The 26,142-nt window shown below is 76.0% G+C and carries 23 protein-coding genes; 13 read left to right on the forward strand and 10 right to left on the reverse strand.

The genetic code is table 11. The features are described from left to right. Positions 1 to 144 precede the first annotated feature (144 nt). Complete coding sequence (locus tag O7607_RS20955) at positions 145 to 1,119, forward strand: threonine aldolase family protein (RefSeq protein WP_269707048.1); 975 nt, start codon at positions 145 to 147, stop codon at positions 1,117 to 1,119. 132 nt (positions 1,120 to 1,251) lie between these two features. Here O7607_RS20955 and O7607_RS20960 read toward each other — a convergent pair whose 3' ends face one another. Together O7607_RS20960 and O7607_RS20965 are read right to left on the reverse strand one after the other, a co-directional pair. Continuing rightward, a complete protein-coding gene (locus O7607_RS20960) occupies positions 1,252 to 2,121 on the reverse strand; it encodes a deoxyribonuclease IV (RefSeq protein ID WP_269704866.1) in 870 nt (289 codons plus the stop codon). Continuing rightward, a complete protein-coding gene (locus tag O7607_RS20965) occupies positions 2,118 to 4,103 on the reverse strand; it encodes a Stk1 family PASTA domain-containing Ser/Thr kinase (protein WP_269704867.1) in 1,986 nt (661 codons plus the stop codon). Before O7607_RS20965 ends, O7607_RS20960 begins: the two co-directional genes overlap by 4 nt. Positions 4,104 to 4,245: 142 nt before the next feature. Here O7607_RS20965 and O7607_RS20970 point away from each other — a divergent pair, with 142 nt between their 5' ends. After that, entirely contained in the window at positions 4,246 to 4,626 is a 381-nt protein-coding gene (locus tag O7607_RS20970; protein ID WP_269704868.1) for an Rv2175c family DNA-binding protein, read from the forward strand. A gap of 137 nt (positions 4,627 to 4,763) precedes the next feature. On the opposite strand, the gene O7607_RS20975 is transcribed toward O7607_RS20970, so the two are convergent. Next, positions 4,764 to 5,846 carry a polyprenyl synthetase family protein gene (locus O7607_RS20975; RefSeq protein ID WP_269704869.1) on the reverse strand — a complete coding sequence of 361 codons (1,083 nt, stop codon included), beginning with the start codon at positions 5,844 to 5,846 and terminating at the stop codon, positions 4,764 to 4,766. Between the two features lie 62 nt (positions 5,847 to 5,908). Then, positions 5,909 to 7,330, reverse strand: coding sequence for a helix-turn-helix domain-containing protein (locus O7607_RS20980; protein WP_269704870.1), 1,422 nt, complete (start codon positions 7,328 to 7,330; stop codon positions 5,909 to 5,911). Positions 7,331 to 7,558: 228 nt separating this feature from the next. Between O7607_RS20980 and metF the strand changes: the two genes are divergently transcribed. Continuing rightward, positions 7,559 to 8,476, forward strand: a complete 918-nt coding sequence (metF, locus tag O7607_RS20985) for a methylenetetrahydrofolate reductase [NAD(P)H] (protein WP_269704871.1) — start codon at positions 7,559 to 7,561, stop codon at positions 8,474 to 8,476. 44 nt (positions 8,477 to 8,520) lie between these two features. Next, positions 8,521 to 9,210, forward strand: coding sequence for a CDP-alcohol phosphatidyltransferase family protein (locus O7607_RS20990; RefSeq protein ID WP_174536148.1), 690 nt, complete (start codon positions 8,521 to 8,523; stop codon positions 9,208 to 9,210). 112 nt (positions 9,211 to 9,322) lie between these two features. Here the strand turns inward: O7607_RS20990 and O7607_RS20995 are convergent, their stop codons facing one another. The 6 genes from O7607_RS20995 to O7607_RS21020 are packed head-to-tail and all read right to left on the reverse strand — an operon-like array spanning position 9,323 to position 14,526. Further along, complete coding sequence (locus tag O7607_RS20995) at positions 9,323 to 10,810, reverse strand: phytoene desaturase family protein (RefSeq protein WP_269704872.1); 1,488 nt, start codon at positions 10,808 to 10,810, stop codon at positions 9,323 to 9,325. A 12-nt stretch (positions 10,811 to 10,822) separates the two neighbouring features. Continuing rightward, a complete protein-coding gene (locus tag O7607_RS21000; protein ID WP_269704873.1) occupies positions 10,823 to 11,950 on the reverse strand; it encodes a glycosyltransferase in 1,128 nt (375 codons plus the stop codon). Continuing rightward, positions 11,947 to 12,765 (reverse strand): carotenoid biosynthesis protein, encoded by an 819-nt coding sequence (locus O7607_RS21005; RefSeq protein WP_269704874.1) that lies wholly within the window; start codon positions 12,763 to 12,765, stop codon positions 11,947 to 11,949. Before O7607_RS21005 ends, O7607_RS21000 begins: the two co-directional genes overlap by 4 nt. After that, the gene (locus O7607_RS21010; RefSeq protein ID WP_269704875.1) at positions 12,762 to 13,316 is read right to left on the reverse strand and encodes a GNAT family N-acetyltransferase; all 555 of its coding nucleotides are present in this window, start codon (positions 13,314 to 13,316) and stop codon (positions 12,762 to 12,764) included. The genes O7607_RS21005 and O7607_RS21010 overlap by 4 nt, the downstream gene beginning before the upstream one ends. Next, entirely contained in the window at positions 13,313 to 14,041 is a 729-nt protein-coding gene (locus O7607_RS21015; protein ID WP_269704876.1) for a monooxygenase, read from the reverse strand. The genes O7607_RS21010 and O7607_RS21015 overlap by 4 nt, the downstream gene beginning before the upstream one ends. Continuing rightward, positions 14,038 to 14,526: a YbaK/EbsC family protein gene (locus O7607_RS21020; protein WP_269704877.1), complete on the reverse strand. Its 489-nt coding sequence runs from the start codon at positions 14,524 to 14,526 to the stop codon at positions 14,038 to 14,040. The genes O7607_RS21015 and O7607_RS21020 overlap by 4 nt, the downstream gene beginning before the upstream one ends. A gap of 545 nt (positions 14,527 to 15,071) precedes the next feature. On the opposite strand from O7607_RS21020, the gene O7607_RS21025 reads away from it, so the two are divergent. The 9 genes from O7607_RS21025 to O7607_RS21065 all read left to right on the forward strand — a co-directional run bounded on the left by O7607_RS21025 (position 15,072) and on the right by O7607_RS21065 (position 25,808). Beyond that, entirely contained in the window at positions 15,072 to 15,575 is a 504-nt protein-coding gene (locus O7607_RS21025) for an SAV_6107 family HEPN domain-containing protein (RefSeq protein WP_269704878.1), read from the forward strand. A 138-nt stretch (positions 15,576 to 15,713) separates the two neighbouring features. Continuing rightward, positions 15,714 to 16,475 carry a hypothetical protein gene (locus O7607_RS21030; protein ID WP_269704879.1) on the forward strand — a complete coding sequence of 254 codons (762 nt, stop codon included), beginning with the start codon at positions 15,714 to 15,716 and terminating at the stop codon, positions 16,473 to 16,475. Further along, a complete protein-coding gene (locus O7607_RS21035; protein WP_269704880.1) occupies positions 16,472 to 18,190 on the forward strand; it encodes a DNA polymerase Y family protein in 1,719 nt (572 codons plus the stop codon). The genes O7607_RS21030 and O7607_RS21035 overlap by 4 nt, the downstream gene beginning before the upstream one ends. A gap of 93 nt (positions 18,191 to 18,283) precedes the next feature. Beyond that, positions 18,284 to 21,634 (forward strand): error-prone DNA polymerase, encoded by a 3,351-nt coding sequence (locus tag O7607_RS21040; protein ID WP_269704881.1) that lies wholly within the window; start codon positions 18,284 to 18,286, stop codon positions 21,632 to 21,634. 96 nt (positions 21,635 to 21,730) lie between these two features. Continuing rightward, positions 21,731 to 21,910, forward strand: a complete 180-nt coding sequence (locus tag O7607_RS21045) for a hypothetical protein (RefSeq protein ID WP_269704882.1) — start codon at positions 21,731 to 21,733, stop codon at positions 21,908 to 21,910. 31 nt (positions 21,911 to 21,941) lie between these two features. Then, positions 21,942 to 22,673: a methyltransferase domain-containing protein gene (locus O7607_RS21050; protein WP_269704883.1), complete on the forward strand. Its 732-nt coding sequence runs from the start codon at positions 21,942 to 21,944 to the stop codon at positions 22,671 to 22,673. Then, complete coding sequence (locus tag O7607_RS21055; RefSeq protein ID WP_269704884.1) at positions 22,670 to 23,845, forward strand: alkaline phosphatase family protein; 1,176 nt, start codon at positions 22,670 to 22,672, stop codon at positions 23,843 to 23,845. The genes O7607_RS21050 and O7607_RS21055 overlap by 4 nt, the downstream gene beginning before the upstream one ends. A 186-nt stretch (positions 23,846 to 24,031) precedes the next feature. Further along, positions 24,032 to 25,291: a DNA polymerase IV gene (locus tag O7607_RS21060; RefSeq protein WP_269704885.1), complete on the forward strand. Its 1,260-nt coding sequence runs from the start codon at positions 24,032 to 24,034 to the stop codon at positions 25,289 to 25,291. Between the two features lie 115 nt (positions 25,292 to 25,406). Next, positions 25,407 to 25,808 (forward strand): DUF3040 domain-containing protein, encoded by a 402-nt coding sequence (locus O7607_RS21065; protein WP_128139017.1) that lies wholly within the window; start codon positions 25,407 to 25,409, stop codon positions 25,806 to 25,808. Positions 25,809 to 26,142: the final 334 nt, after the last annotated feature.

Below are 26,142 nucleotides of genomic sequence, written 5' to 3' on the forward strand. Positions count from 1 at the left end.
GAGCCCCGCAGTCGGCAGCCGGAAGAATCACAGTGGCTGACGCGAGGAGTGAGCTTGCGAGCCCCGCAGTCGGCAGCCGGAGGAGGCACAGTGGGTGAGGTCATCGATCTGCGGACGGACACCGTGACCCGGCCGACGCCGGGGATGCGGGAGGCGATGGCCGCCGCCGAGGTGGGCGACGACGTCTACGGCGAGGACCCGACGGTCACCGCGCTGGAGACCGAGGTGGCCGCGCTGTTCGGCCACGAGGCGGCGCTGTTCGCCCCGAGCGGCTCGATGGCCAACCAGATCGCGCTCCAGCTGCACGTGCCGCCCGGTGACGAGCTGCTCTGCGACGCCGACGCGCACGTGGTCACGTACGAGGTCGGCGCCGCCGCCGCGTACGGCGGGATCTCCTCGCGGACCTGGCCGACGGTGGGCGCGGAGCTGGACCCCGACGTGGTCGCCGGGATGATCCGGCCGGACGGCTACTTCGCGGTGCCCACGCGGGCGATCGCGGTGGAGCAGACCCACAACCGGGGCGGCGGCGGGGTGATCCCGCTGCCGACGCTGCGCCGGATGCGTGCGGTCGCCGACGAGCACGGGGTGGCCCTGCACTGTGACGGCGCGCGGATCTGGCACGCGCACGTCGCCGACGGGGTGCCGCTGGCCGAGTACGGCGTGCTGTTCGACACGCTGTCGGTGTGCCTCTCCAAGGGCCTCGGCGCGCCGGTCGGCTCGCTGGTGGTGGGCAGCGCCGAGAAGATCGCCCGGGCGCGGTTCCTGCGCAAGCGGATGGGCGGCGGCATGCGGCAGGTCGGCATCCTCGCCGCCGCCGGCCGGTACGCGCTGGCGCACCACGTCGAGCGGCTCGCCGACGACCACGCCAAGGCGGTCCGGCTGGCCGAGGCGGTCGCCCCGCACGGGGTGCTCGCGTCTGTGGTGCGCACCAACATCGTGCCGATCGACCTGACCAAGCACCCGCTGGACGCGCACGCGCTGGCGGCGGCCGCGCGGGCCGAGGGGTTGCTGATCTCGGTGCTCGGCCCGCGTACCGCCCGGCTGGTCACCCACCTGGACGTCACCGACGCGCAGGTCGACCGCGCCGCCACCATCCTGAACGCCGCGCTGCGCGCCTGACCTTCCGCCCCTGGGCGCTCCACCCCCGCCTCGTTGATCAAGGAGTTTGTGTCCGATTCCGCGCCGTAGCGGGACACGAACTCCTTGATCACCGCGGTCTCGCGGGGGGAGAGGGAGGGGGGAGGGGAACTGTCAGGGGTGGAGACGCTTCAGGGCGGCGATGTCGGCGGCGTGGCCGATGTGCTTCTCCGTGGGGGTCTCCACCAGCACGGGCACACCGGCGGTCGCCGGGTGGCGCATCAGCTCGGCGAACGCCGGCTCGCCGATGGTGCCCTTGCCGATGTTCTCGTGCCGGTCCCGGGTGGAGCCGCACAGGTCCTTCGAGTCGTTCGCGTGCACCAGCCGCAGCCGGTCCGCGCCCACGGTGGCGACGAGCGTGTCGAGGGTGGCGGTCATGCCACCCTCGGCGGCCAGGTCGTGACCGGCCGCCCAGGCGTGGCAGGTGTCGAAGCAGACCCCGAGCATCGGGTGCCGGTCGACCGCGTCCAGGTAGGGGCCGAGGTGCTCGACCCGGGACGCCAGTGACCGGCCGCCCCCGGCACTCGGCTCGACCAGCAGCATCGGCCCACCGGTGGCAGCGACCTCGTCGAGCAGCGGAAGCAGTGCCTCGCGGACCTGCCGCAGGGCCGCCTCGGCGTGACCGGCGTCGACCGAGCTGCCGGCGTGGAAGACCACGCCCTCGGCGCCGATCGCCCGGCCCCGCCGCAGTGCGTGCGCCAGCGTCTCGGCCGACCGGGTGACTGTTGCCGGGGTGGGGGAGCCGAGGTTGACCAGCAGCGACGCGTGGATGAAGACGGGCAGGCCGCGCTCACCGCACCCGTCGCGGAACAGCGTGTCCTGCGCCCGGTCGCCGGGCGGCAACGCCCAGCCGCGCGAGTTCGAGACGTAGACCTGCACCACCTCGGACTCGGCCGCGTCCGCGTACGGCAGGGCCGCCCGGGCCAGGCCGCCGGAGGTGGGGGTGTGCGACCCCACCCGCCGGCGCCCGTCACACCCGCTCACAGGCACGTCACCGTGATCGTCGTACCCGGCGGCACCGGCGTGTTCTCGGCCGGGTTCTGGATCCGGACGATGCCGTTCGGGTTGAGCTGGACGTTGACCGGGAAGCCCTGGCTCTCCAGCGTCTGCTTGGCCTGCTGGCAGGGCATGTCGATCACGCGGGGCACGGCCACCTGCGGCGGACCCTTGCTGATCTCCAGCTTGACCTGGGTGCCCTTCTCCACGCCGGCGCCGTCGGCCGGGCTCTGGCCGAGGATCTCGTCCTTCGGCTTGTCGGACTCCTTGACGGTCTCCACCGGCCTCAGCCCCAGCTGCGCGAGGATGGTGCGCGCTTCGGTGAGGCTCTTGCCGACCAGGTTGGGCACCGTCACCGGCGCGCGACCCTTGCTGAGGATCACCGTCACCTTCGCGCCGGGCTTGACCACAGTGCCCACCTTCGGGTCCGTGGCCAGCACGACACCCGCCGGCAGCGCGTCGTCGTACCGGGAGGAGCCCTTGGCCACGACCAGGTTGGCGCCCTCCAGCTCGGCCTGGGCCAGCGCGTAGTCCTTGCCGACCACGTCCGGCACCGGCAGCCGCTCCGGGCCGAGGGACAGGGTCAGCGTGATCGTGCCGCCCTTGACGATCCGCGCGGCCGAGCCGGGATCCTGCACGAGCACGGTGTCCTTGGGGGCCTGCTCGTCGTGGCGTGGGGCGGTGTACCGCAGCGTGAAGCCGCCGCGCTGGGCCTGCGCCTCCGCGTCGGCCTTGGTCAGGCTCACCATCTGCGGCGCGACCGTGTAGCGGCCCACGCCGAACCACCAGCCACCCACCGCGGCGACCAGGCCGAGCACCACGACCGCCGCGGCGACGGCCAGCCGCCCGCGCGGCGAGCCCATGATCCGGGTACGCAGGGCGGCGAACCCGGTCCCCGGGTCGTCCTCCTCGACGGCGCGGCGCCGGTGCGGGCGCGGCGCGGCGCCGCCCTCGGGCAGCCGGGCCCACGACGGGCGCTCGGCCGGCCGGACCGCGGCCACCATCTGGGTCGGCTGGCTCAGGATCGCCGTGTCGTCGCTGAGCTGCGGCAGCACCGTGGTGTGCGCGTGCGGGTCGCCCAGCTGCTCGCGGGCGGCCTGCACCTCGCTCAGCAGCGCCGCGGCGTCGGCCGGCCGACCGGCCGGATTCCGCCGGGTGGCCCGGGCGACGAGCGCGTCGAGGGCCGGCGGCAGCGTCGGCACCAGCGTCGACGGCGCCGGTACGTCCCGGTCGACGTGCTGCCACGCGACCTCCACCGGGCGGTCGCCGTCGTACGGCACCCGGCCGGTGAGCATCTCGAACAGCACGATGCCGGCGGAGTAGACGTCGGTGCGCGGATCCGCGTGGCCCTGGGTGACCAGCTCCGGCGCGACGTACGCCACGGTCGCCATGAGCTGGTTGCCGTTCTCGTCCTCGGCGCTCGCCTCGACGGCACGGGCCAGCCCGAAGTCGGCCACCTTGACCACGCTGTCGACCAGGTTGCGGCTGCCGCCGGTGGGCACCTCGGCGACGAGCACGTTCTCCGGCTTGACGTCGCGGTGCACCAGGCCGGCCCGGTGCGCGGCGGCCAGCGCGGCGAGCATCTGCTCGGTGATCGCGAGCGCCTCGTCCGGGTTCAGCCGGCGGCGCTCGGCGAGCACGTCGCGCAGCGTGCGGCCACGGACGTACTCCATCACCAGGTACGGCAGGCCGGCGTGGATGCCCTGGTCGTACACCGCCACCACGTTCGGGTGGGTGAGCCGGGCGATCGTCTTCGCCTCGTCGGTGAAGCGCTCGACGAAGCCGGCCATCCGGGCCTGGGCCTGCGGCGCCTGGGTCGGGTGAATGATCTTGACCGCCACGGTGCGCTCCAGGCGCTCGTCGGTGGCGGTGTACACGGTCGCCATGCCGCCACGGGCGACGCGACCGCGAATGCGGTAGCGCCCCTCGATCAGCGAGCCCAGCAACGTGTCGGCGACCTGTGTGTCCATCGGCAGGCAGTCTATGTGTCGGAAGGATGAAGGTAGAACAGGATGCTACCGCCGGGTTGCGACACGGGGGGACCGCCGCGCTCCCGGCGGCGGTGCGGGGTGCCGTGCACCGGGTGCGGCGGGCACGTGGCAGGGTGGTCGGGTGACCGATTCCGTACCCGCCGAGACCGGCCCCGACCTGGCCGGACCGGCCGACCCGGCCGGCTGGCTGACGCTGCCCGACGTGGCCGAGCGCCTGGACCTGTCGATCAGCAAGGTGCATCAGATGATCCGCGACCGCGAACTGATCGCGGTGCGCCGCGACGGCGTGCGCCGGATCCCGGCCGACCTGGTGGCCAACCGCACCGTGCTCAAGCATCTGCCCGGCGTGCTCAACCTGCTCTCCGACGCCGGATACGACGACGAGGAGGCGCTGCGCTGGCTCTACCGGGAGGACCCGTCGCTTCCCGGCACCCCCGCCGTAGCCCTCGGCGGCGACCTGGCCCGAGAGGTAAAACGCCGAGCCCAGGCCGTAGCCTTCTGACCCCCGCCCCGCTCCCGCCCCGCTCCCGCCCCGCTCCCGCTCCCGTCGATCATGAAGTTGGCGGCGAAGTCGATCTCCGAAAGTGCCGCCAACTTCATGATCGACCGCTGAAGGGGCGGGCGAGGCGGGGAGGGTGGTCAGGCGGGGCGGCGGGTGGCGGCGATGGCCAGGTCGACCAGGGCCTGACGGGCCTCGGTGTCCAGGTCGACAGCGGTGAGCGCGGCCAGGGCGCTCTCGGTGAGCTCGCTGATGTGCCGCTCGGCCCGATCCAGCGCGCCGCTCGTGGTGATCAGCTCGCGCAGCCGGTCCACCCCCGCCGCGTCCAGGTCGGGCACGCCGAGCCCGCCCAGCAGCGCCTCCCGGCCGGCCGGGTCGAGCGTCTCCAGGGCCGCCGCCACCAGATACGTCCGCTTGCCCTCGCGCAGGTCGTCACCGGCCGGCTTGCCGGTGCGCTCCGGGTCGCCGAACACCCCCAGCACGTCGTCGCGGAGCTGGAACGCCTCACCCAGCGGCAACCCGTACGCCGAGTACGCGGCGTGCACCTCCGGCGGCGCCCCGGCCAGCGCGGCGCCCAGCAGCAGCGGGCGCTCGACCGTGTACTTCGCCGACTTGTACCGGGCCACCTTGGCGGCCCGGTCCAGCGAGGTGTCCCCGGTGGCCTGGGTCAGCACGTCCAGGTACTGCCCGACGGTCACCTCGGTGCGCATCTCGTCGAAGACCGGCCGGGCCCGGGCCACCGTGGCCGGCGGCAGGCCGGAGGAGTGCAGCAGCTCGTCGGACCAGACCAGGCACAGGTCGCCCAGCAGGATCGCCGCGGCGTCGCCGAAGGAGTCCGCGTCGCCGCCCCAGCCGGCCGCGCGGTGCCGGGCGGCGAACCGCCTGTGCATCGCCGGCTCGCCGCGCCGGGTGTCCGACCGGTCCATCAGGTCGTCGTGGATCAGTGCGCTGGCCTGCACGAACTCCAGCGCGGCCAGGGTGGCGACGACCTGGTCGGAGTCGACCCCGCCGGCACCCCGGTAGCCCCAGTAGCCGAACGCCGGGCGCAGCCGCTTGCCGCCGCCCAGCACGAACGCCTCGATCGCCTCGGCGACGGGCAGCAGGCCGTCGTCGACGGCGGTCAGCCAGCCGCGCTGGCCGGCGAGGAACTCGGTGAGCGCCTTGTCGATCCGCTGGCGCAGGCCGGCGCGGTCGACGGGGGATACGGGAGCAGCGTGGGTCACGCCACGACGCTAGCGGTTCACACCCGTTCCCGCCGTGCCCGGCGCCCGGCGTGCCTCGTGGCTCACCTGCCCGGACGGTCGCGCGGATGACGCGGCACGCCGGACGGCAGGTACGGGCGGGCCGAGGCGACCAGTCGCGCGTACCCCCGGGTGGCCGGACCGGGCGGTGCGTGCGCCAGGCCGCGGCGGAACGTGGTGAGCTGGCCGACGGCCCGGGGTGAACCGGACCGGACCGCGTCGAGCAGCGCCTCGCCGGCCACCGCGCACGCCTCGGGCACCGCGCCCAGGCGCAGGTGGCCGCGGGCCAGCCAGCCGCCGTACACGGCCGAGCGGCGCGGGTGGCCGCGCGCGCCCACCACCGGCGTGAGCAGCGGCACGGCGGCGGCCGGACGGCCCAACGCGACGAGCGTGCGCCCGGTCATCGCCGCCAGCTCGGCCGCGTCGAGCCAGTAGAGCCAGGGCGGCTCCCGGCCGGGCTCCGGCGTGCCGGCCCGATCCGCGCCGGCCAGCGCCTGCCCGGCGACGCGGGGACGCCCGGCGAGCGCGGCGGCGAGCGCGACCCGGTGCAGCAGCAGCGCCCGCAGGCCGGGTGAGGCGGTGGCGCGGCCGGCGGCGTACCCGATCCGGGCCAGGACCAGCGCGCCGGCCGGGTCGCCGGCGTCGGCCAGCAGGTGACTGGCCGACGCGAGCACGTGCCCGGCCAGCGGCGGCTGCCCGGCGGCCACCGCCGCCCGCAGCGCCAGCCGGTACGCGACCAGGCCCCCGCCGAGGTCGCCCGCGTCGGCGGCCAGCCAGCCGGCGAGCTGCGCCGACTCGGCGAGCGCGGGCAGCATCGCGCGCCGGCCGGCGGGCCCGGCGCGACGGTAGCCGCGCACCACCCGCCGCAGCCGGCGGGCGCCGTACCCGGCGAGGTCGCCGCCGCCGAGCAGGTCGTCCCAGCGTCGTAGCGTGGCGAGCGTCACCCCGTCCGCCGGGCGACCACGACCGGACCCGCCGCCGGCGGGCTCGGCGTCCGGTCCGGGCTCGTCCGCGACCGGCGTACACCGGCCGGCCCGCCCGTGCTCGTCCCCCCATGTGGGACGGCCGGGCAGCGGCGGCGGTGCGGCGGCGAACGGGCCGGCCAGCGTGCGCCCGGCCGGGTCGGCCGCCCAGCGGTACGCGAGCGTGAGCAGGGCCAGCCGGGCGCGGGAGCCGGCCGGGTCGACCACCGCGGGCGCCACGCCGAGACGGCGGCTGCGGGCGGCGGCCTCGGCGAGCAGTTCGCCCGGCACCCCCAGGACCGTCGCCAGCCAGGCGGACCAGAAGTCGCCGGGAAGACGCAGCTGGCGCTCCCAGCGGGACACCTCGTTGCGGGTCAGCGTGGGCACGCCGGAGGCGGCGCACAGCTCGGCGGCCATCCGCTGCTGGCTCCAGCCACGGGCGGCCCGCAACTCGGCCAGCAGCGGCCCGAGCAGGCGCGGGCCGGGCGGCGGGGACGGGATCATCGGGAACCTCCGGGGGCGACGACGCTGATGGCGACGCGGACGCCCGGCCAGGTGGTGGCGCCGGTGCGTCGCCGTCGTGGCGACCCCCGCGCGGGCCCCCGGAACGGCCGTCGGCCGCCCACCGCGCTGCCGTCTTTCTACCCCCGGGGTACGACGTCGCGCCGGGACAGGTGTTCGCGGGCTGGGAAGATTCCCGATGCGCAGTGCCGTCCCGGTTACAGTCGGTCCGTGGCGCTCGGTCTTCCCTCGGTCCTTCCCAATCCCCAGCCGGCCATCGGGGAGCTGATCCGTGACGGCCGGCCCACCTTCTCCTTCGAGTTCTTCCCGCCGAAGACCCCGGCCGGGGAGAAGCTGCTCTGGCAGGCCATCCGCGAGCTGGAGTCGCTGCGTCCCTCGTTCGTCTCGATCACCTACGGCGCGGGCGGGTCGACCCGCGACACCACGGTGGCGGTGACCGAGCGGATCGCCACCGAGACGACGCTGCTGCCGATGGCGCACCTGACCGCGGTGAACCACTCGGTGGCCGAGCTGCGGCACGTGATCGGCCGGCTGGCCTCGGTCGGGGTGCGCAACGTGCTCGCCGTGCGGGGTGACCCGCCGGGCGACCCGGGCGGCGAGTGGATCGCCCACCCCGAGGGCGTCCGGTACGCCGAGGACCTGGTCCGGCTGGTCCGCGACAGCGGCGACTTCAGCGTCGGGGTGGCCGCCTTCCCGTACAAGCACCCGCGCTCGCCGGACGTGACCAGCGACACCGCGCACTTCGTCCGCAAGTGCCGGGCCGGCGCGGAGTTCGCGATCACCCAGATGTTCTTCGACGCCGACGACTACCTGCGCCTGCGCGACCGGGTGGCCGCGGCCGGCTGCGACACGCCGATCCTGGCCGGGGTGATGCCGGTGACCCAGATCGGCACCATCGAACGGTCGGTGCAGCTGTCCGGCGCGCCGTTCCCGCCGGCGCTCGCGCAGCGGTTCGAGCAGGTGGCCGACGACCCGGAGGCGGTCCGCCGCCTCGGCGTCGAGCAGGCGAGCGAGATGTGCGAGAAGCTGCTCGACGAGGGTGTGCCGGGGATCCACTTCATCACGCTCAACCGGTCCACTGCGACCCGGGAGGTGTGGCAGCGGCTGCGCGCCGCCGCACGGGTGTGACCACCCGCCACACGACACCCGCGCCGTGCTTCTACGGTTGATCCGTGGTGGGCACACAGCTGAACTGGGACCAGTACGCGACCGCGTGGGCACGGCTGCACGGCGGCTTCGATCCGCGTACCGCCGCGCCGGTGGTACGCGCCTGGCTGCGCTTCGCCTACCACGTGGGCTACGTGCTGGGCCGGCTGCGCGTCGGCCCCACCCCGGTGACCGTGTTCGGGGTGCTGCTCTGCTTCTGCGTACCCCTGTTCGTGGAGCGGCCCGGCGACGGGCCGTTCCTGGGCGCGTTGTTCGTGCTGCTGGCGGCGGTGGCCGACAGCGTCGACGGCGCGGTGGCGGTCGCCACCGGCCGCACCACCCGGCTGGGCTACGTGTACGACTCGGTCGCCGACCGGCTCGGCGAGGTGGCCTGGCTGATCGCGTTCTGGCTGCTCGGCGCGCCGGGCGCGCTGGTCGCGGCGGCCGGCGGCCTGTCCTGGCTGCACGAGTACGTGCGGGCGCGCGCGGTCTCGGCCGGGATGCGGGAGATCGGCGCGGTGACGGTGGGGGAGCGGCCCACCCGGGTCTGCGTGGCACTGGTCGGGCTGCTGGTCGCCGGGCTCACCGGGCTGATCGACGCCGACCTGACCGCCGGCACCATCACCATGGCCACCACGGTCTGGGTGCTGCTCGCCGGGTTCGGCCTGGGGCAGTTGCTCTCCGCCGTCCGCCGCGCCCTGGTCGACGCCGGCTGACCGCCGCGGGCTGCCGGCGCGACCCGCCGCGCGTGGGCGCGGCGGGCTGCCGGCGTTAACAAGGGGCCCTTCCTCTACCGGAGGCGTTAACAAGGGGCCCTTCCTTACACCATCACCAAGCGGGGCCGACCGCCTCCGCGACGATTTCCGCGGACAACGTCACCATGGGCAGCCCGCCCCCCGGGTGGCTGGAGCCGCCGACCAGCCAGAGCCCGGCCACCGGCCCCCGGTTGGCCGGGCGCAGCAGCCCGCCCGCGGTGCCGTAGATCGCCCCGCCCGGCGCGCCGGTGGCCGCATCCAGGTCGGCCGGGGTACGGATCTCCCGGAACACCAGCCGGTCCCGCACGTCGGCGCCGCGCTCGGCCAGCACGTCGAGGATCCGGTCCGCGTACGCCTCGGCCAGGCCGGGCCGCCGCCAGTCCACGGCGCTCGCGGCGGTGCCGTGGCGGGGCGCGTTGACGAGCACGAACCACGCCTCGTGGCCGTCCGGGCGGACCGCCGGGTCGTCGGCCGCGGTGACGAACACGGTCGGGTCGGGCGCCGGGCGGGCCCGCACCCCGCGACCGGGGTCGCCGAACACGGCGTCGAACTCGGCGTCGTAGTCGCGGGGGAAGAAGACGGTGTGGTGGGCCAGCCCGGAGTCGCCGCGTACGCCCAGCAGCAGCACGAACCCGGCCAGGCTGCGGTCGGTGAGCGCGGCCAGCCGGCGCGGGTCGGGCAGCAGGTTCCGGTAGACGGTGAGCGCGTCCACGTTCGCCACCACCACGTCGGCCGGAACCGGCGCGGCCATCCCCGCCACGCGTACCCCGTGCACCCGCCCGCCCGCGGCGTCGATCCGGGTGACAGTGGCGTCGGTGCGTACCACCACGCCGAGGTCGAGGCAGCGCGACAGCAGCGCGTCGGCGAGCGTGCCCAGTCCGCCGCGCAGGTACCAGCCGCCGTACGCCAGTTCGGCGTAGGGGACGGCGACGAGCGCGGCCGGGGCGCGGCGCGGGTCGGCGCCGGTGTACGTGGCGTACCGGTCCAGCAGCATCCGCATCCGCGGGTCGGACAGGTGACGGCGGCCCAGCCCGCGCAGGCTGCGGCCGGGGCCGATGGCGGCGAGGTCGCCCAGCCGCCAGGCCAGCGCGGCCAGGTCGCGCGGCGAGTCGACGGTACGGCGCAGGATGTCCCGGTGCGAGGCCGCCCACACCCGGCCGGCGCGCCGCCACAGCCCGCGCCAGTCGGCGGCGGACCGCTCGCCGAACGCGGCGCCGATCCGGGCGGCGAACTCGTCCGGGTCGGCGCAGGAGTCGAGCGTGGGTCCACCGCCGGGGAAGACGTGCCGCACGATCGGGTCCAGCGGGACCAGGTCCAGGTATTCGTCGAGCTTCGCCCCGGTCGCCTCGAACAGGTCGTGGAAGACCTGCGGCAGCGTGAACAGGCTCGGCCCGGTGTCGAAGTGCCACACCCCCTCCGGGGTGTGGTGGGCGTACCGGCCGAGCTTGCCCCCGACCGTGCCGGCCCGTTCGAGGACGGTGACCTCGTGCCCGGTGACCGCGAGCCGGGCGGCGGTGGCGAGCCCGCCCACCCCGGCGCCGATGACCACGATGCGCGCCATGGCGTGCCCCTCCTAGGTGACCGGACGACCCCGCCAGGTGAGCCGGTGTCGCTTCCGCAGATGGTACGACCGGACGGTCAGCCAACCGAGGACCACGACCGATACGGGGTGTGCGAGCGCGTCGGGCCACGCCCGCCCGCCGGTGGCGCGGGCGCTGACCACCCGCCCGGCGACCCCGGCCAGGTAGGCCAGGAACGCCACGGCGGCCACCGCCGGCGCGCCGGCGAGCAGCGCCCCGAGGGTCAGCAGCGGCGGCGCGACGTAGAGCGCGACCAGCAGCGCCAGCACGGCCACCGCCGCGGCAGGGTGCCCGAACGTGGCCCACAGCGACTTGGTGTAGCCGTCGCGCAGCTGCGGCCAGGTGTCGTACATCCGGCAGGACGCCAGCCGGGAGCCGTCGGCGAGCGCGATCCGCCCGCCGGCCCGTTTCACCGCCCGGGCCAGCTCGATGTCCTCCAGCACCTTGTCGGCCACCGCCGCGTGCCCGCCGGCCCGCAGGTAGCCGGTCCGGTCCACGACCAGGAACTGCCCGCCCGCCGCGGCCAGCGACGGCCGCCGCGAGCGTTCCATCGCGCGCAGCGGCAGGAACGTCAGCCACAACCACTGCAACAGCGGCTGCACCAGCCGGTCGGCCGCCGTCCGCACCACGATCCGGGGGTACGGCGACAGCAGCGCCGCGTCCGCCGCGCGCAACTCGGTCACCGCCGCCGCCACCGCGTACGGGGTGAGCACCACGTCCGCGTCGACGAAGGCCAGCACCGCCGGTTCCGGGGCGGTACGGGTGGCGAGCTGCCAGCAGGCGTGCGGCTTGCCCAGCCAGCCCGGCGGCGGGGTGACGCCGGTGAGCAGCGTGAGGCGGGGATCGTCACCGGCCACCGCGCGGACCACGTCGGCGGTGCCGTCGGTCGAGCCGTCGTCGAGCACCACGATCCGCAGGTCCGGCACGCCGCGCTGGGCCAGCAGCGCGCGCAGGCACGGGGTGACCCGCTCGGCCTCGTCGCGCAGCGGCAGCAGCACCGCCACCGGTTCGGTCACCTCGGCCGGGCCGGTGCCGGGGCGGCGCAGCCAGGCGTACGCGTTGACCAGCGTGTGGCCGGTGAGCGCGGCGACCGCCACGGCCAGCGCGAAGACGGCGATCATGCTGGGGCGTCGACGCGCGGCGCCGGCTGCGGCGTTCCGGCCCGGTCCTGGCGGGCCCGCCACAGCGTCACCGCCAGCGGTACCGCCGCCACCGCCATTCCGGCCGCGCCCCACAGCGCCGACGCCGGCAGCCGCAGGAACACCGCGTGCGCCAGCACGCTGGAGGCGTACGTCCAGAGGTAGAGCGCGAACATCGGGGCGTCCCGGCCGTCGACCCGGTCCACGGACGACCCGGCGAGCGGGCGCAGCGCGACGGCGAGCAGCACCGCGAAGCCCAGCCAGCCCAGGTAGTTGCTGACCGGGATGCCCGCTAGCCCGGGCAGCGCCGGGGTGGCGTCGCGCCAGGTCCAGTAGCCCTCGGCCACCATCTGCGGGTCGAGGAACAGGTCCCAGGCGGCCAGCCCCACCGCCGAGAGCGCGATCCGCGCGATCCGGGAGCGGACCAGCCGGACCGCGGTGAGCCAGGCCGGCCAGGCCATCCAGGTCCAGGCGAGCGGGATGATCAGCGGCACCCCGGCCAGCTTCGGGCCCAGCTCGCCGGAGTAGTCGTAGGTGCCGAACGGGAACCCGGTGGCCACGCCGATCGCCTCCACCGCGAACCCGCCGCCGGTGACGACGGCGACCAGCGCGGCGGCGGTACGGGCGCCCCGGGTGAGCAGCGCGTGGCCGACCGAGAGCAGCCAGCCGAGCACCACCGTGGCCACCGTGAGCCCGGCCCGGGTGGAGCCGCCGGTGAGCGGGTAGCAGATCTGGGCGAGCACCAGCGCGGCCAGCAGCGCCCAGGGCAGCCGCGCCCAGGGCAGCCCCGCCCTCATGACGCTTCCGGCGGGGGCAGCGGCAGGTCCCGGCCGAGCACGCCGAACGGCCGCTCGTCGCCGGGGAAGTGGAAGTGCCGCAGGACGTCGACGAAGCCGAACCGGCGGTACAGCCGCCAGGCCCGGGACTTCTCCTCGTCGGCCTCCGGGGTGGACAGCAGCGTGGTGTCGCCCTCGGCCACGGCGAGCAGCGCGCGCAACTGGCGGGCGCCCAGGCCGTGCCCCTGCGCGGGCGGGCGGACGTGCAGCTCGACCACCTCGAACGGGTGCGCCAGCCAGCGCTGCCGGTCCTGCGCGTTCAGCGCCCGGTGCACCTGGTCGTGCCACCACTGCCCGGTGGCGCCCCGGTAGCCGTACCCGAAACCGGCCAGGTGCCCCTCGCTGGTGAGGCTGGCGACGGCGCGGAAGCCGGGCCGGCGTACGTGGGTGGCGATGTAGCCGCGGCGGGCCTCCAGCAGGTCGGGCCGGTAGCCCATCGCCTCGCCGTAGACGGCCACCACGTCGTCCAGCCGCCGGACCAGGTCGTCCGGTGTCCACCGCACCAGCCTCATGCGTGCCCTCTCGCTGTCTCCGGGTCGCCCTCGGCGGCCCAGCCGAGCACCGTACGGTCGCCGGCCACGTCGCCCACCGCGAACCGCGCGAACAGTTCCTCCGCGTACCAGCCCTCGGTGGGGGTGCGGGTGATCGCGGCGCGGTGCTCCGGGGAACGGTACGCGAACGCGACCAGGTCCGCCGGGTCGCGCCACACGCTCACCGTGCCCTGCCAGCCCAGCGGCGCCTCCCCGACGCCGAACCGGGCGAGCAGCCCGGGCGCGGCGTGCAACTCGGCGGCGACCGGCGGGATCGCCCGCCAGAACGTGGCCGCGCGGCGGGCCCGCAACCGGGCCCGGGTCAGCGCCAGCACCGGCCCGGTGACCCGCCCGCCGGACGGCGCGCCGAACGGCTCCCGGCCGGACCATTGGCCGCGGCTGGTCAGCGGGCGCAGGTCCACCCGTACCGTGGCGCGCGCGATCCGGGCCCAGGACCGGGCGACGGGGGAGGCGTCGAAGCCGGCCGCGTCGGCGGGGGAGTCCCAGACCACGAGCGCGGCCCACCGGGTCAGATCGGCGTCGCCGGGGCCGAAGCCGGTGCCGGTCCCGGTGCCGAGCAGCTTGGCGAAGCGGACGCCCGGCAGCCGGCGCAGCCGGGCCGGGTGGGTGGCCATCCGGGTCAGCACACCGGGTACGGCCCGCCGGGGCACACGCCACACGTGCAGCGTGACGAGTCCGGGGTTCACGCCACCTCGGCCGGGGCACCGGCGGTGATCCGCAGCAGTTCCGCGTACGTGGTGGGGAACACCGCCCGGGGTACGCCACCGGCCGCCCACACCTCGTCGTACCCGGCCAGGGCGGTGTCGACGACGGTGCGCAGCGGCGCGGGGTGGCCGACCGGGGCGACGCCGCCGATCACCTGCCCGGTGTGCCGTTTGACGAACTCCGGGGTGGCCCGGCGCAGCCGGGTCACGCCCAGCGTGGCGGCCAGCCCGGCGGTGTCCACCCGGTGCGCGCCGGAGGTGAGCACCAGCAGCGGCGCGTCGTCCGCGTCGAAGATCAGCGAGTTGGCGATGGCACCGACGGCGACGCCGAGCGCCTCGGCCGCCGCGGCCGCGGTGTGCACCGCCTCGGGCAGCAGTCGGACGAGGCTGGCCTCGCCCGATCCGTTCCGCGCGCCCGCGTCGTCGAGCGCGCGCTGCACCGCCTGCACGTTCGGGTGTGGCTGCATCCCCCCATTCTTCCCCCACCCCGGCGCGGCCCCGCCGGGGGCCGTCACCCTCCCGCGCGTCCCCGGCGCGTCACACGTTGCGTTTTCGTCGGTGGGGAGGTGTACTGTCAGGGTAGTTAGAACGAGTGTTCGATTCCGGCTCGAGGTTCGATCGGCCCGAAGTTCGGCCCAGTCCGAACGGCAACGGCTCAGCTCCCCGGCTGGCCCGGCCTGATCCGAGCCGGTCGCGCACTCGTCGAACGCTCCGGAAGCGGTGTTTCGCGGCACCGGCTTCCGGGAGGTGCGGCACCGCGGGCCGCACCGGGTCTCGGACAGTCGCGAGTCCGGGCCCGTCAGGCAGGTCGTCGTCCGCCGCCCACGACCCCCGGGCGGCGGACGACGGACCCGCCGGCACGCCGGCCGGGTGTGGGTGTGGGGAAGCGTCCACATCCGGCCGGCCGCCACCCTGCAAGGTGCGTCTTCCTCCGCACCGACCGCTCCGGGCGACCGGGCGACGTTCCCCGTCGCGCGACCGCCCGCCCCGGCCACACGCGGAGGAGAGACCCATGCCGACCAGTCCGGCCCAGGCGCCCACGGTGCCCGCGCACGTGCTGCCGCACCGCACCCCCGCCCAGTTGCTCGCGGTGGCCCGCGACGGGCTGGCCGAGGCATCCCGCACCCGTCCCGACGGCCTCCGGTACGCCGCCGCCCACCTCGCGGCGCTGCGCGCCGCCGCCGCCGTGCTCGCCGCCCGGGCCCGCCCCGCGCCCACCAAGCGGCACCGGATCACCAGTGTCTGGGTGCTGCTCGCCACCATCGCCCCCGAGTTGGACGAGTGGGCCGCCTACTTCGCCGCCGGCGCGAGCAAGCGGGCCGCCGCCGAGGCCGGCATCCCCCGCGTGGTCACCGCCCGGGAGGCCGACGACCTGCTGCGCGCCGCCGAGGAGTTCGTGACGGTGGTGGAGACCGCACTCGGCCTGGCGCACCAGCCGGCGCTCGACGGCCTGCCCCGACCGCTGCGGCTCGGCGCCTCCGGCTCCCCGCCCCGCCCGGGAGCAGCCGCCGCCTGATTCGTGGCGCCCGGCCACCACCGGCGGGACCCCGGGTGGCCGGGCGCCGCACCACGGCACACGCGTGCCGCGCACGACACGATCCACAGCACCATCCACGGGCGGGCCCGTGGCGAAACACGACGGGGGGTTGGTCCGATGGCGGGCCGCATGGTGGTCGGTTCCGCCGCTCTGGCGGATCTGGTCCGGCCGGCGAGCGCGCCCGACCCGGCCGGTGGCCACCGGGTGCTGCCCGTGCGGGCCGAGCTGACCGGGCTGCTGCCCAACCGCGGCCTGCGGCGCGGCAGCACCGTCGCGGTCGGCGCCGGCCAGCCCCGGCGCAGCGGCGCCACCTCGCTGATCCTCGCGCTGCTCGCCGAGGCGTCCCGGGCCGGCTCGTGGTGCGCGGTGGTCGGCGTACCCACCTTCGGGGCCGGCGCGGCGGCCGAGGCGGGCATCGCCCTGGACCGGCTGGCCCTGGTGCCCGACCCCGGGCCGGAGTGGCCCACAGTGGTCGCCGCGCTCATCGACGGGGTCGACGTGGTGGTCACCGCCGTGCCGGCCACCGTCTCCGCCTCGGTCGCCACCCGGCTGGCCGCCCGGGCCCGGCAGCGTGGAAGCGTGCTCGTCCCGTACGGCAGGTGGGACGGCGCGGACGTCACGCTCCAGGTGGTCCGGGGCGTCTGGCAGGGGCTCGGCCCCGGCCGCGGGCGGCTGCGCCGCCGCGAGGTGACAGTGTCGGCCCGGGGGCGGGGCGCCGCCGCCCGCCCCAAGGAGATCAAGGTGTGGCTGCCCGGCGACGAGCTGACTCGGGTGATCCCCCGCTCGGCCGGGCTCGGCGCACCGTCCGCCGCGCCGTCGCGGCGGCTGCGTATGGTGGCCCCACCCGCCCGTACGCTCACCGCGGCCGGGCCGGCGTGAGCGGCGTACCGCAGCGGACGCTGCTGCTCTGGTGCCCGGACTGGCCGGTCCTGGCCGCCGAGATCGTCGACGGGGTGCCCGCCACCGACCCGGTCGTGGTGTTGCACGCCAACCGGGTGATCGCCTGCTCCGAGCGGGCCCGCGCCGAGGGGATCCGGCGCGGGCTGCGCCGCCGCGAGGCGCAGGGGCGCTGCCCGCACCTGACGGTGGTCGACCACGACCCCGGCCGGGACGTGCGGGCGTTCGAGCCGGTGGTGGCCGCCGTGGAGGAGGTGGTCGCCGGCGTCGAGGTGATCCGGCCCGGCGCCTGCGCGACGGCGGCCCGGGGGCCGAGCCGCTACCTCGGCGGTGAGGAGGCGGCAGCCGAGCGGATCGTGGAGCACGTCGCGCAGAGTTGCGCGGTGGAGAGCCAGGTCGGCATCGCCGACGGGGTGTTCGCGGCCGGGCTGGCCGCCCGGGAGGGCCGGATCGTGACCCCCGGCGGCACCCGCGAGTTCCTGGCCGCCCGGCCGGTCGAGGCGCTCGGCCGGCCCGCGCTGGCCGACCTGCTGCGTCGGCTCGGCGTGCGTACCCTCGGCGAGTTCGCGGCGCTGCCCGCCGGGGACGTGCTGGCCCGGTTCGGTTTCGACGGGGCGCTGGCGCACCGGCTCGCCGGTGGCCGGGACGACCGCCCGCTGGCGGTCCGGCAGCCGCCCGCCGACCTCACCGTCACCGCCGACTACGACGAGCCGGTCGACCGGGTCGACGCCGCCGCGTTCGCCGCCCGCACGCTCGCCGAGCGGCTGCACGAACGGCTGGCCGGGTACGGGCTGGCCTGCACCCGCCTCGGCATCGAGGCGGTCACCGCACACGGCCAGGAACTGCACCGGGTCTGGCGGCACGACGGCCTGCTCACCGCAGCCGCCATCGCCGACCGGGTCCGTTGGCAGCTCGACGGCTGGCTCTCCGGCAGCAACGGCCGGGGCGGGACACGTCCGGCCCGCCCCACCGCCGGAATCGTCCGGTTGCGACTGGTGCCGGACGGGGTGCTCGCCCAGGCGGGCCTGCAACCCGGGCTGTGGGGGGAGACCGGTGAGGAGCGGGAGCGGGCGCACCGCGCGCTGAGCCGGGTACAGGGCATCCTCGGTCCCGAGGCGGTGGTCACCGCGGTGCTCGGCGGTGGGCGTTCCCCGGCCGACCAGGTGCGCCTGGTGCCGTGGGGCGACGAACGGGTGCCCGCGCGTCCCGGCCCGCCATCCCTGCCACCCGCCGCGGCGTCCCCGGCTCCGGCCGCTCCGCCGTCCCCGGCTGTCGGGGCCGCTCCGGGTGCCGCGTCCGCCCCGGTCGCCGTACCCGATGCCGGGATGCGGACCGGGCGGCGGACCCGGCGGGGCCGGACGGTGGCCGAGCCGCCGTGGCCGGGGCGGATTCCGCCGCCGTCGCCGGCCGTGGTGCTGCCCACCCCGTTGCCGGCCGACGTGCGTGACGCCGCCGGGGAGCCGGTCGTGGTGAGTGCCCGGCTGGCGGTCAGCGCGGCGCCGGCCCGGCTCACCGTCGGCGACGGCCGCCCGGCCGAGATCACCGGGTGGGCCGGTCCGTGGCCGGTGGACGAGCGCTGGTGGGCGCCGGCCGAGGCGCGCCGCCGGGCCCGGTTCCAGGTGTGCCTGGCCGACGGCGCCGCCCTGTTGCTCGCGGTCGAGGGCGGGCAGTGGCTGGTGGAGGCGATCTATGACTGAGCGCCGGGGAAGATCTTGGAAGGAAAGCGCCCCTCCGGGGGCCGTTTCGTACCAAGATCTCGGGCGGCCGGGTGCGGGGCGAGGCGGGCGTCGGTGAGCTTCCACAACCCGAAGATGCCGTGGTCCAAGCTGGAGCAGGTGCTCTCCGGGCGGGCCAAGGGCGAGCGGCACCTGCACGTGGTCGACCCGCTCGCTGTCGACGCCGACGGCGGCGACTCCCCGGCCTGGAGCCGCAAGCGCCAGGAGTACCGGCCGCCGGAGCTGGCCCGCCCGGACGGCGTGGTGCCGTACGCGGAGCTGCACGCGCACTCCAACTTCAGCTTCCTCGACGGCGCCAGCCACCCGGAGGAACTGGCCGAGGAGGCGGCCCGGCTCGGCCTGACCGCGCTCGCCGTCACCGACCACGACGGCTTCTACGGTGTGGTGCGCTTCGCCGAGGCGGCCCGCGCGCTGCGGCTGCCGACGATCTTCGGCGCGGAACTGTCGCTCGGGCTGCCCGGCCCGCAGAACGGCGAACCCGACCCGCTCGGCCGGCATCTGCTGGTGCTGGCGCACGGCCACGAGGGGTACGCGCGCCTGGCCGCCACCATCTCCCGGGCCCAGCTGCGCGGCGGGGAGAAGGGCCGCCCGGTCTACGGCGAGCTGGAGGAGATCGCCGCCGAGCTGCGCGACCACGTGCTGGTGCTCACCGGCTGCCGCAAGGGGCATGTGCCCGCGGCGCTGCTCACCGAGGGCGTCGACGCGGCGGCCCGGGAGCTGGACCGGCTCACCGCGTTGTTCGGCGCGGAGACGGTGGCGGTGGAGCTGACCGACCACGGCCATCCGATCGACGCCGACCGCAACGACGCGCTCGCCGACCTGGCCGCCGCGGCCGGGCTGCCCACTGTGGCCACGAACAACGTGCACTACGCCACCCCGGGCCGGCGGCGGCTGGCCACCACAGTCGCGGCGGTCCGGGCCCGGCGCAGCCTCGACGAGATCGACGGCTGGCTGCCCGCCGCGGCCACCGCCCACCTGCGCAGCGGCGCGGAGATGGCGGCGCGGTTCGCCGCGTACCCGGGCGCGGTGGCGCGGGCCGCCGAGTACGGCGCGGAACTCGCCTTCGACCTGCAGCTCGTGGCGCCGAAGCTGCCCGCGTACCCGGTGCCGCCCGGGCACACCGAGATGAGCTGGCTGCGCCGGCTGACCATGGACGGCGCCCGGGAGCGCTACGGCCCGCCCGAGGCGCACCCGGAGGCGTACGCGCAACTGGAACACGAGCTGCGGATGATCGAGGATCTCGGGTTCCCCGGCTACTTCCTGGTGGTCTACGACATCGTCGCGTTCTGCCGCGCGCAGGACATCTACTGCCAGGGCCGGGGCTCGGCGGCCAACTCGGCGGTCTGCTACGCGCTGCGCATCACCAACGTGGACGCGGTCCGGCACCGGCTGCTGTTCGAACGGTTCCTCGCCCCCGAACGCGACGGCCCGCCCGACATCGACGTGGACATCGAGTCCGACCGCCGGGAGGAGGTGATCCAGCACGTCTACGCCCGCTACGGCCGGGAGCACACCGCCCAGGTCGCCAACGTCATCTCGTACCGGCCCCGGTCGGCGGTGCGCGACGTCGCCAAGGCGTTCGGTTTCTCGCCCGGCCAGCAGGACGCCTGGAGCAAGCAGATCGACAGGTGGGGCTCGGTCGCCGCGGTCGACGTGGCGGACATCCCCGAGCAGGTGGTCGCGTACGCCAACGAGCTGCAGACGTTCCCCCGGCACCTGGGCATCCACTCCGGCGGCATGGTGATCTGCGACCGGCCGGTGATCGAGGTGTGCCCGGTGGAGTGGGGCCGGATGCCCGGCCGCAGCGTGCTCCAGTGGGACAAGGACGACTGCGCGGCCGTCGGCCTGGTCAAGTTCGACCTGCTCGGCCTCGGCATGCTCTCGGCGCTGCACTACGGCTACGACCTGATCGGCTCCCGCCTCGACCTGGGCGACATGACGCTGGACGACCCCGAGGTCTACGACATGCTCTGCCGGGCCGACTCGGTGGGCGTGTTCCAGGTGGAGAGCCGCGCCCAGATGGCCACGCTGCCGCGGCTCAAGCCCCGCGAGTTCTACGACCTGGTGGTGGAGGTGGCGCTGATCCGGCCCGGTCCGATCCAGGGCGGCTCGGTGCACCCGTACATCCGGCGCAAGAACGGCCAGGAGCCGGTGACGTACGCGCACCCGCTGATGCGCAACGCGCTGGAGAAGACGCTCGGCGTGCCGCTGTTCCAGGAGCAGCTCATGCAGCTCGCCATCGACCTGGCCGGGTTCGACGCGGCCGGCGCCGACCAGCTGCGCCGGGCCATGGGGGCGAAGCGGTCGGTGGAGCGGATGGCGCAGATCGCCGACCGGCTCTACGCCGGGATGGCCGAGCGGGGCATCACCGGCGAGCTGGCCGACGACGTCTACCGCAAGCTCACCGCGTTCGCCAGCTACGGCTTCCCGGAGAGCCACGCGATGAGCTTCGCCTACCTGGTGTACGCCAGCTCGTGGCTCAAGCGCTACCACCCGGGCCCGTTCCTGGCCGCGCTGCTCAACGCCCAGCCGATGGGCTTCTACTCGCCGCAGACGCTCACCGACGACGCCCGCCGGCACGGCGTGGAGGTGCGCCGGCCGGACATCAACGCCAGCGGCGCCAAGGCGGTGCTGGAGTCCACCCCGCAGACCCGGTGGGGCAGCGTGCCGGGCGAGCCGCCGCACGCCTGGGGGCTGGGCGGCCCGGCGGTACGGCTCGGGCTGGGCAGCGTCCGTACCCTCGGCGAGGACGTGGCCGAGCGGATCGAGGCGGAACGCGCCGCGCACGGGGCGTACCGGGACATGCCGGACCTGGCCCGCCGCGTCGGTCTCACCGCCGCGCAGCTGGAGGCACTGGCCACCGCCGACGCGTTCGCCTGTTTCGGGCTGACCCGGCGGCAGGCCCTCTGGGCCGCCGGCGCGGCGGCCCAGGACCGGCCCGGCCGGCTGCCCGGCACGGTGACCGGCGCGGACCCGCCGACCCTGCCCGGCATGGCCGCGGTGGACCGCCTGGTCGCCGACGTCTGGGCCACCGGCCTGTCCCCGGAGAGCCATCCGGCCCGGTTCATCCGGGATCGCCTCGACGAGCTGGGCGCGGTGCCGATCGCCCGGCTCGGTCAGGTGCCGCCCGGGCAGCGGATCCGGGTCGGCGGGATCGTCACCCACCGGCAGCGCCCGGCGACCGCCGGTGGCGTCACGTTCATCAACCTGGAGGACGAGACCGGGATGCTCAATGTCACTTGCTCCCCGGGGTTGTGGCAGAGATACCGTCGAGTCGCCCGCACCAGTGGAGCACTTGTGGTGCGGGGCCGGCTGCAGCGGCACGAGGGCGTCACGAACCTCACCGCGGACCGGCTGGACGCGATCGAGCCCCCCGTCACACCGGCATCCAGGGATTTCCGTTGATGGAGTGATCCACATTACGGTTTCCGTGAGCCGGAGGCGGGAGACTCCCGACGCGGGTGGGCAGAGTGGCCCACCCGGGGTATGGGGGATGAACAGATGACCTTTCACCGCACGTACGCCGGCGGCGTAGCCAACGTCCGACGGACCCGCCTCGGCGCCGACTGGGCGCCCACCCACGAGGCCGAGCCGCGGGAATACCAGGTGACCGACGGCCCGGTGGCGAACGACCAGCGCTCCCGCGCCGAGGACGACCCCGCCGGCGGCGGCGAGTCCTGAACCCGGGCCGGGGGGTGACTAGGCTCGGCCCGTGGAGCAGATCCGAACCCTCACCCCCCGCACCGCCGTCATCTGGTCGGTGCTCCGGGCCGAGCTGGACCGGCGGGCCGGCGAACGACTCTCCGTGCTCGACGTCGGCGGCGGGACCGGCGGCTTCGCCGTCCCGCTCGCCGAGGCCGGTCACCGGGTCACCGTCGTCGACGCCAGCCCCGACGCGCTCGCCGCGCTGACCCGCCGGGCCGCCGAGGCCGGGGTCGCCGATCGGGTACGCGCGACGCAGGGCGACGCCGACGCGCTCACCGGGCTCGTCGAACCGGCCACCGTGGACCTGGTGCTCTGCCACTCCGTCCTCGAGGTGGTCGACGACCCGGAACCGGTGATGTCCGCGCTGGTCACCGCGTTGCGACCGGGCGGCGCCGCGAGCGTGCTCGTCGCCGGCCGGGCCGCCGCCGTGTTCGGCCGGGCGATGAACGGGCAACTGGACGCCGCCGCCGCGCTCGCCGCCGATCCGCGCGGCACCACAGGCGGCCGGGACACGCTGCGCCGCCGCTACGACGCCACCGACGCGACCGGGCTGCTCACCGCCGCCGGCCTCGTCGTGGAGGAGATCCACGGGGTACGGGTGCTCGCTGACCTGCTCCCGGCCGCGGTGGCCGACGGGCAGCAGGCGGCCCTGGTGGAGCTGGAGCGCGCCCTCGCCGCCCGGTCCCCGTACCGCGATCTCGCCGCCCAGCTGCACCTGTTCGCCCGCCGCCCGGCATGACCGGCCCGGTTCCCGATCCGGCGCCCGGCCCGCTGGACCGGGTGGCGCCCCGCTACGACGGCGGCGCCCTGACCGACGTGCTGCCCAGCGCGCTGGCGCTGCTCGGCGTACCGGGCGCGGCCGACCGGCTCGGCCTGACCCCGCGCCTGGCCGGGGTACGCCGGATCGCGGTGCTGCTCGTCGACGGCCTCGGCTGGTACCAGATCCCCACCGCCGCCCCGTACGCGCCGACGCTCGCCGGCCTGGCCGCCACCGCCGGCCGGCCGCTCACCACCGGCTTCCCGTCCACCACCCCGACCAGCCTGGTCAGCCTCGGCACCGGCACCCCGTCGGGCGCCCACGGCGTGCTCGGCTTCACGGTCCGGGTGCCCGGCACCGACCGGGTGCTCAACCACATCGACTGGACCGGTGACCCGGACCCGGCGAGCTGGCAGCCGGTGCCCACCTGGTACCAGCGGGCCCGCGCCGCCGGCGTCGCGGTGACTGTGGTCAGCCGCCCCGAGTTCGCCGGCAGCGGCCTGACCCTCGCCGCCAACCGGGGCGGCGACTACCGGGGCGCGGCCGGCGTGGACGCGCTCGCCGCCCGGATGCTGGCGGCGCTCGCCGCCGGGGACGGTCCCGCGCTCGTCTCCGGCTACCACCCCGACCTGGACCGGCACGGGCACCTCAGCGGCGTCGACTCCGCGCCCTGGCGGACGGCCGCCACCGATGTGGACGCGCTGCTGGCCCGGCTCGTCGACGGGCTGCCGCCGGACGCCGCGCTGCTGGTGACCGCCGACCACGGCCAGCTCGACGTGCCCGCCGGGCACCGGATCGACCTGGACACCGACCCCCGGCTGCGAACCGGGGTGCGGGTGGTCGCCGGCGAGCCCCGGGTCCGCTACCTGCACGTCGAGCCGGGTGCCGAGGCCGACGTGGTGGCCGCCTGGACCGAGGTGCTGGGCCCGGCGGCGCAGGTGCTGACCCGGGCCGAGGCGGTGGCGACCGGCTGGTTCGGGCCGGTGCCCGAGGCGCACCTGAGGCGGATCGGCGACGTGGTGGTGGTGTGCCGGGACACGTACGCCGTGGTCGCGACCCGTTCCGAACCGCCGATGGCGTCGCGGCTGGTGGCGTACCACGGCGCGGACACCGCCGCCGAGATGACAGTCCCGCTGCTGGTGGTCCGGGGCTGACCCCGGTTCGTCCCTGCCTCCGCGCCGCGGCCCCGGTTGGCCCTGCCTCCGCGCCGCGCCCCTGGTCGGACCCGCCTCGTCCGGGGCCGGTGGGCGGTGACCGCCGGCCCGGGTCTGGTCCGGGGCCGGTGGCGTCGCCGCGGGCTGGGCGGCGGGGTTGTCGGACCGGCGGGCTAGCCTGCTGGCATGGGCCGCAGCCAGTCGTTGCCCCGAGGCGGTGACCCGCGCTTCGGGCCGGACGCCGACGACACCGGCTGCACCATCCTGCACGTCGACATGGACGCGTTCTACGCCTCCGTGGAGGTGCGCCGCCGCCCCGAGCTGCGCGGCCGGCCGGTGGTGGTGGGCGGCGTCGGCCCGCGCGGCGTGGTCAGCTCCGCCAGCTACGAGGCCCGGCGGTACGGCGTCCGCAGCGCGATGCCCACCGCCCGCGCCCGGGCCCTGTGCCCCGGCGCCGTCTACCTCCCACCCGACTTCGCCGCCTACACCGAGGCGTCGCGGGCGGTGATGCGGATCTTCCGGGACGTCACCCCGCTGGTCGAGCCGCTCTCGCTGGACGAGGCGTTCCTCGACGTGGCGGGCGCCCGACGGCTGTTCGGCCGGCCCGCCGACATCGCCGCGCTGATCCGCCGCCGGGTCGCCGAGGAGCAGCAGCTGACCTGTTCGGTGGGCGTGGGGCCGAGCAAGTTCGTGGCCAAGCTCGGCTCCACCCGGGCCAAGCCCGACGGGCTGCTCGTGGTCCCGGCCGCCCGGGTGCTGGACTTCCTGCACCCGCTGCCGGTGTCCGCCCTGTGGGGCGTGGGGGAGCGCTCAGCGGACGCGTTGCGCCGCCTCGGCCTGCGCACCGTGCGCGACCTCGCCGAGGCGCCGGCCGGCCTGCTGCGCCGGGCCGTGGGCGATGCGTCCGCCTCCCACCTGCACGAGCTGGCCTGGGGGCGTGACCCGCGCGGGGTCACACCCGAGCAGGTGGAGAAGTCGATCGGCGCGGAGGTCACGTTCGACACCGACGTGACCGACCCGGCCGAGATCCGGCGGTCCCTGCTCGCGCTCGCCGACAAGGCCGGTTCCCGGCTGCGCGCGGCCGGGCAGGTGGGCCGTACGGTGTCGCTCAAGGTCCGCTTCGCCGACTTCCGAACGATCAGCCGCTCCCGCACGCTCGCCGTGCCCACCGACACCGCCCGGGAGATGTTCGACACGGCCTGGGCGCTCTGGGTCGCGCTCGCCCCCGGCGAGCCGGTTCGGCTGGTCGGTGTCCGGATGGAAGGTCTCGCCCCCGCCGGGGAGACCCCGCAGCAGCTCACCCTCGGTGCGCCCGAGCGCGGCTGGCGTGAGGCGGAGGCGGCGGCCGACGCGGCTGCTGCCCGATTCGGGCGGTCCGTCATAGGTCCGGCCAGTCTTCTCGGCCGTCGTGATACACGACAAGTCGAAAAACCGACCCGGCCGTAGGTCGTCCCGCTTTCCGACGCGCGGGGGCCCTCGTAGACTTGCGGGTAAGCAGCCGGTTGGCTGCCACGGTCTGTCGGCCCGCCCGGGCCGACCAACGTGACCGGGGAGGAGTGCCGTGCCGCTCTCGGAGCACGAGCAGCGGCTGTTCGAGCAGATCGAGCGGTCGCTTGCCGAGGACCCCAAGTTCGCCTCGGCCGTGCGCGCCAGCGACCCGCGTTTCCACGCGCGGCGTCGCGTGCTCGTCGCTGCCGGCGTGGTCGTCGCTGGTCTGGCCCTGTTGATCTACGGTGCCGTGATCAAGATTCCCGCGGTGGCCGTGGCGGGTTTCGTCGTCATGCTGGCCTCGTTGGGCTACGCGGTGCAGTCGCACCGCCGATCCCAGTCGCCCGACCTGCACGTGGTCGGCGGCACAACGAGCCGGCGTCGTCCCCGTGGCCGCAGTGGTGGTGGTCGCCGGGGCTCCTTCCTCGACCGGATGGAGGACCGCTGGCGGCAGCGCCCGGAGGGCCACCGCTGACCGCGCCCCGCCCCTGACCAGGGGCGGGAAACCGGCGGTGCCTCCGTAGGCCGACGAGCGCCGCCGGCGCTACTTGCTGCCGGGGTGTTGTGGCGGCGAGGGCGAGGGCGCGCGCTCAGTCATGCCCACGATCGATCCCACCGCCCCGCCCCTAGGCGCGCCCCCCGCGGTCCGTCCCCCTCTACGCGCCTCATTCGCTACGTGGCGCCCCGGGCTGCCCGCACGCATGTGCACCGCCCCGCCCGGGTCGCGGTTCGCGCCCGAGCCTCAGCGTCACGCGAGCGCCTCCTCAAGGCTCATCAGCCCCCGCCCTCCGCCCCGCCCGCCCGCTCTC

This window comes from Micromonospora sp. WMMA1949 (genome assembly GCF_027460145.1).
GTDB lineage: Bacteria > Actinomycetota > Actinomycetes > Mycobacteriales > Micromonosporaceae > Micromonospora.

What these genes read in the sequence shown, in the direction of transcription:
- O7607_RS20955 (WP_269707048.1), top strand. Translation starts at nt 145, where the DNA reads ATGCGGGAGGCGATGGCCGCCGCCGAGGTGGGCGACGACGTCTACGGC.
- O7607_RS20965 (WP_269704867.1), bottom strand. Translation starts at nt 4,103, where the DNA reads ATGGACACACAGGTCGCCGACACGTTGCTGGGCTCGCTGATCGAGGGG.
- O7607_RS20980 (WP_269704870.1), bottom strand. Translation starts at nt 7,330, where the DNA reads ATGATCCCGTCCCCGCCGCCCGGCCCGCGCCTGCTCGGGCCGCTGCTG.
- O7607_RS20995 (WP_269704872.1), bottom strand. Translation starts at nt 10,810, where the DNA reads ATGGCGCGCATCGTGGTCATCGGCGCCGGGGTGGGCGGGCTCGCCACC.
- O7607_RS21000 (WP_269704873.1), bottom strand. Translation starts at nt 11,950, where the DNA reads ATGATCGCCGTCTTCGCGCTGGCCGTGGCGGTCGCCGCGCTCACCGGC.
- O7607_RS21005 (WP_269704874.1), bottom strand. Translation starts at nt 12,765, where the DNA reads ATGAGGGCGGGGCTGCCCTGGGCGCGGCTGCCCTGGGCGCTGCTGGCC.
- O7607_RS21010 (WP_269704875.1), bottom strand. Translation starts at nt 13,316, where the DNA reads ATGAGGCTGGTGCGGTGGACACCGGACGACCTGGTCCGGCGGCTGGAC.
- O7607_RS21020 (WP_269704877.1), bottom strand. Translation starts at nt 14,526, where the DNA reads ATGCAGCCACACCCGAACGTGCAGGCGGTGCAGCGCGCGCTCGACGAC.
- O7607_RS21025 (WP_269704878.1), top strand. Translation starts at nt 15,072, where the DNA reads ATGCCGACCAGTCCGGCCCAGGCGCCCACGGTGCCCGCGCACGTGCTG.
- O7607_RS21030 (WP_269704879.1), top strand. Translation starts at nt 15,714, where the DNA reads ATGGCGGGCCGCATGGTGGTCGGTTCCGCCGCTCTGGCGGATCTGGTC.
- O7607_RS21045 (WP_269704882.1), top strand. Translation starts at nt 21,731, where the DNA reads ATGACCTTTCACCGCACGTACGCCGGCGGCGTAGCCAACGTCCGACGG.
- O7607_RS21055 (WP_269704884.1), top strand. Translation starts at nt 22,670, where the DNA reads ATGACCGGCCCGGTTCCCGATCCGGCGCCCGGCCCGCTGGACCGGGTG.
- O7607_RS21060 (WP_269704885.1), top strand. Translation starts at nt 24,032, where the DNA reads ATGGGCCGCAGCCAGTCGTTGCCCCGAGGCGGTGACCCGCGCTTCGGG.